2 pseudogenes are annotated in these 5,527 nt (G+C 52.3%); both read left to right on the forward strand.

The window, feature by feature from the left end:
• Positions 1-38: 38 nt before the first annotated feature.
• Positions 39-5,228 (forward strand): annotated as a pseudogene (locus Xenpb_RS18890) (amino acid adenylation domain-containing protein); the annotation flags it as partial.
• A 53-nt stretch (positions 5,229-5,281) separates the two neighbouring features.
• Positions 5,282-5,527: pseudogene (locus Xenpb_RS18895) on the forward strand (transposase); the annotation flags it as partial.

Consider the following 5,527-nt stretch of genomic DNA (forward strand, 5'->3'; position numbering starts at 1 on the left):
TTTTGGCGAGGTCAATGCCAACGACTTTGATCGTATTCATGATAGGTTCTCTCCCGAAAAATTCAGTGCATCGGAAAGAAAGATGGCACTATTTGCCGCTGAAAAAGGGGCCGTCCATCACATCACTTCATGACCATTTCTTCGAACTCGGTGGTCACTCGCTGATGGTGGTCAGCCTGATTGAACAACTGCGCAATGCCGGCTGGCGGCTGGATGTGCGCAGTGTCTTTTCCGCCCCTGTACTGACTGACATGGCCCAGGCTATTCAGGCAAATCAGGGGAAAACCGCCTTTAGTGTGCCGCCTAACCGTATTCCTGAAGGTTGCACAGCGATTACGCCGGAGATGCTGCCACTGGTCACCCTGTCTCAGCCAGAAATCGACACGGTTGTCAACACGGTGGCTGGCGGCGCTGCCAATGTGCAGGATATTTATCCGCTCGCGCCGCTACAGGAAGGCATTCTGTTCCACCATCGGTTACAGCAACAAGGCGATGCTTATCTGTTACACCATTTAATCGCCTTTAATACTCGCGAACGCCTTGATACCTTCCTTGGGGCGCTGCAACAGGTGATAGACCGTCATGACATCCTGCGTACCGCCGTTTGCTGGCAGGGATTAACGCAGCCTGTGCAGGTAGTCTGGCGTCAGGCGCCGCTGTCAGTGGCGACTTTTGTGCCAACCTCCGAAGATGAAGATAATGTGCTGGCCCAATTACAGGCCCACACCGATCCGCGTCAACGTCAGATCGATCTGAGTCGAGCACCGTTATGTGTTGCCGACATTGCTCTCGATTCAGCTAACAATGAATGGCTGTTGGCTCTGAGTTTGCATCATCTGGTTTGTGACCATATGACATTAGGGCTTATCATTGACGAGATCATCCAGTTATTACAGGGGCAAGCAGAAACCCTGCCAAGCCCGCTGCCTTATCGTAATTTTATTGCTCAGACTCTGAGCGTACCAGCCTCTGTACATGAGGACTACTTCCGCGCCCGGCTCGCTGATATTGATGCCCCGACCGCCTCCTTCGGCTTACTTAATATACAGGGGGATGGTGAAGATGTTACCGAAGCTCGTTTGCTATTGGATACCACTCTGGCACAAGCGATACGTACTCAGGCCCGCCGTCTGGGCATCAACCCTGGCGTACTGTTCCATGTTGCCTGGGCTCAGATGCTGGCACAAACCAGCGGCTGCGACGATGTAGTTTTCGGCACTGTGTTGCTCGGCCGTTTGCAAGGCTCAGCCGGGGCCGATCAGGTGATGGGAATGTTTATCAATACGTTGCCAGTGCGGATCACTCTCGCTAATCGCAGCGTTCTGGAAGTTGTGCAAGCCACTTACCGCGATCTAATGGCACTGCTGGAGCATGAACAGGCGCCTCTGACGCTCGCACAGCGTTGCAGTGGTGTGAACCCGCCGTTACCGCTGTTCAGTGCTCTGCTCAACTACCGCCATAGCCAGCCAGGTACAGTTAATAAGGTCTGGGACGGTATGCGCATACTGAACGAAAAAATACGTACCAACTATCCGCTAACTCTATCAGTGGATGACTTAGGAGACGATTTCAGCCTGCTCGCCCAGACCACTGCGGGGATTGATCCTTTACGGTTGGTCAACTATTTGATCACTGCGATCAGCGGGTTGGTAGATGCACTGGTAACTGAACCCCAACTATCGATATTGAGCCTGCCGATCCTGCCTGCCGCAGAACGTCAGCAGCTATTGGTAGATTTCAATGCGACACAAACAGACTTTCCGCAGGAGGCACTTATCCATGAGTTGTTTGAGCAACAGGTTAAGCGTACTCCTGACGCCACTGCTGTGGTGTTTGAAGAGCTGTCGCTTACCTACGGTGAACTGAACCGCCGTGCCAACCGTCTGGCTCATGACTTACTCGCCCTGGGGGTTCAACCCGATGATCGGGTCGCTATCTGTGTTGAGCGCAGTCTGGAGATGGTAGTAGGGTTGCTGGCTATTCTTAAAGCTGGCGGGGCTTATGTACCACTCGATCCGGCCTATCCGGCCGAACGACTAGCCTATATGCTTGATGATGTGGCACCGGTCGCTCTGCTCACCCAGTCCGCACTCGTTGAGGTACTCAGTAGCAATCTGCCTACTGTGGTACTTGATGATCAAGGACTATCCGTTTCCCAAGAATCAACGGCTTTTGATAAGGAATCGGAAGAAAACCTTAATGCTCAGGCACTGGGGCTAACCTCACGCCATCTGGCCTATGTGATTTACACCTCCGGCTCCACCGGCCAGCCCAAAGGGGTGATGGTTGAGCACCGTAGCTTGTCTAATCTGATTGATGCTCAGACAAGAACCCTCGACATTACAGCCGATAGCCGTCTATTGCAGTTTGCTTCTTTCAGTTTCGATGTTTGTATGCAGGAATGCTGTATGGCACTCCTGACAGGAGCTTGTCTCTATCTCGCTCAACGTACGAACCTTTTGCCTGGTACGGAACTGTTCCATACCCTGAAAGAAAATGCCATTACCCATATGCTTTTGACGCCGACAGCACTGGCTGCATTGGATTCAGTACCTGCGACACTACGAACTTTGGTTGTAGGGGGTGAAGTTTGTTCACCAACGCTGATCAAACGCTTGGCAACAGGACGACGGATGTTCAATGCCTATGGTCCAACAGAGAGTACTGTCTGTGCAACTCTCTATTTATGCAATGCTCAGGATGAGAAAGTGCCCCCTATCGGTCAGCCTATCGCTAATACTCAAATCTATATTCTGGATACACAGGGCCAGCCTGTTCCTCTCGGTGTAGCTGGAGAGATTCATATCGGTGGTGTTGGCGTGGCCCGTGGCTATCTGAACCGCCCAGAACTGACAGCAGAACGCTTTATTCCAGACCCGTTCTCAGCAGTGCCAGATGCTCGCCTTTATAAGACGGGTGACCTCGGCCGCTGGCTATCCGATGGTAATATTGAATACCTTGGCCGCAACGATTTTCAGGTCAAGCTGCGCGGCTTCCGCATTGAACTGGGGGAAATCGAAGAACGTCTGGTTCAGTACCCAGAAATAGACGAGGCCGTTGTCATCGCCCGCGAGGATATCCCCGGTGATAAACGCTTAGTAGCCTACCTTCGGACACAGCCTGATATTGAATTGGTACCAGCGAAACTGCGCCAGCAACTTGCACAGCATCTGGCCGATTATATGCTGCCCAGTGCTTTTGTGATGTTGGAAACTTTCCCACTCACGCCTAACGGCAAACTCGACCGTCAGGCACTACCGGCTCCTGACCAGTCAGCGGTAGTCACACGTGGCTATGAAGCCGCGGTGGGTGAGTTAGAAACCACACTGGCGCAGATTTGGCAAGACCTGCTGGGGCTGGAACGCGTCGGACGTCATGACCACTTCTTCGAGCTTGGCGGTCATTCGTTGATGGCAGTCAGCCTGATTGAACAGCTACGCAGTGCGGGTTGGTTGCTCGATGTCCGCAGTGTCTTTTCAGCACCGATACTTGCTGACATGGCTAAAACTATTCGGGCTGCTCAGGATGAATCTGCCTTTATTGTGCCGCTTAATCGTATTCCTGAAGACTGTCCTGCCATCACTCCCGATATGTTGCCACTGGTAACACTGTCTCAAACAGAAATCGATATTGTTGTCGGGACCGTAGTTGGGGGGGCCGCCAATGTGCAGGATATCTATCCGCTTGCACCGTTACAGGAAGGCATACTGTTCCACCATCGGATGCAGGAACAAGGTGACACATACCTATTATGCAGTCTGATGGCTTTCGATACTCGTGAACGTCTCGACGCTTTCCTTGGTGCCCTGCAACAAGTGATTAATCGCCATGATATCCTACGTACTGCCGCCTGCTGGCAAGGGCTGTCTCAACCTGTTCAGGTAGTTTGGCGACAGGCTACACTATCAGTAAACACCTTTGTACCCGCCTCAGAGGACAATGTGCTGGCACAATTGCAGGCCTACACTAACCCACGCCAACGCCGGCTTGACCTTAGTCAGGCACCACTGTTCGCCGCAGATATCGCCCATGATCCGGCCAGCCACGAATGGCTGCTGGTGCTGAATTTTCACCATCTGATTGGTGATCATATGACTCTGGCGCTTATTGTTGATGAAATTCACTTGTTATTACAGGGACGTACTGAGGATTTGCCCAATCCACTGCCGTACCGTAACTTCATCGCTCAAACTCTGAGCGTCCCAGCTTCGGTGCATGAGGATTATTTCCGCGCTCAGCTTGCCGATGTTGATGCTCCAACGGCCCCCTTCGGGTTGCTCAATATACAAGACGATGGAGAGAATATTGCCGAAGCCAGCTTACCTCTGAGTCCCGCGCTAGCACAGGAGATCCGCAGCCAGGCTCGCTGTCTGGGTATCAGCCCTGGGGTACTGTTCCATGTCGCTTGGGCTCAGGTGTTGGCACAAACCAGCGGCCGTGACGATGTGGTTTTCGGTTCTGTGTTACTGGGCCGTTTACAAGGTTCTGTCGGTGCCGATCGGGTAATGGGGATGTTTATCAATACGCTGCCATTAAGAATATCTCTTGCCGATCGTAGTGTGCTGGAAGTAGTGCAGAACACCTACCATGATCTAATGACACTGCTGGAACATGAACAGGCTCCTCTGACGCTGGCGCAGCGCTGTAGTAACGTGGCACCACCCATGCCGCTGTTCAGTGCATTGCTGAATTACCGTCATAGTCAAACAAGTGCAACTGATACAATCTGGAACGGTATCCGCGTACTGACTACCGAAGATCGCACCAACTATCCACTGACTCTCTCCGTGGATGATTTGGGTGAAGGTTTCAATCTGACAGTTCAGGCCATCGCAGGAATTGACCCCACCCGAGTATCCGCCTATCTGATGACAGCTATTGATGGACTGGTGAATTCTCTGGCAACAGACCCCCAGCGTTCTGTTCTGAGCCTGCCTATCCTGCCTGCCGAAGAACGTCAGCAGTTATTGGTGGACTTCAATGACACCAAGGCTGACTTCCCACGGAATAGCCTGATCCATGAACTGTTTGAACGGCAGGTTGATCTGATCCCTGACGCTACCGCTGTGGTATTTGAAGAGCACTCCCTCAGCTACAGCGAACTCAACCGCCGAGCTAATCGTCTGGCTCATTACTTACTTGCACTGGGCGTTCAGCCCGATGATCGCGTCGCTATCTGCGTTGAACGCAGTCTGGATATGGTAGTGGGTCTGCTGGCTATTCTTAAAGCTGGCGGGGCTTATGTGCCGATGGATCCGGCCTATCCGGTTGAACGACTGAGCTATCTCCGCAGTTTGTTCGTCCTTTTGTCAAAAGTAACAAAAATGATTTCGTTGATGCAGAGGCGATATGTGAAGCGGCATCACGCCCCTCAATGCGTTTTGTCCAGCCGAGAACGGGGACGCAACAGGCGATGAGAGCACTGCATCGTGTCAGAGAATCACTCATCAAAGATAAGGTAAAGACCACTAACCAAATGCACGCCTTTTTGCTGGAGTTTGGTATCAGTCTGCCAAAAGGCGAGGCG

Source organism: Xenorhabdus sp. PB62.4 (assembly GCF_014467285.1).
In the GTDB taxonomy this organism is placed as follows: domain Bacteria; phylum Pseudomonadota; class Gammaproteobacteria; order Enterobacterales; family Enterobacteriaceae; genus Xenorhabdus.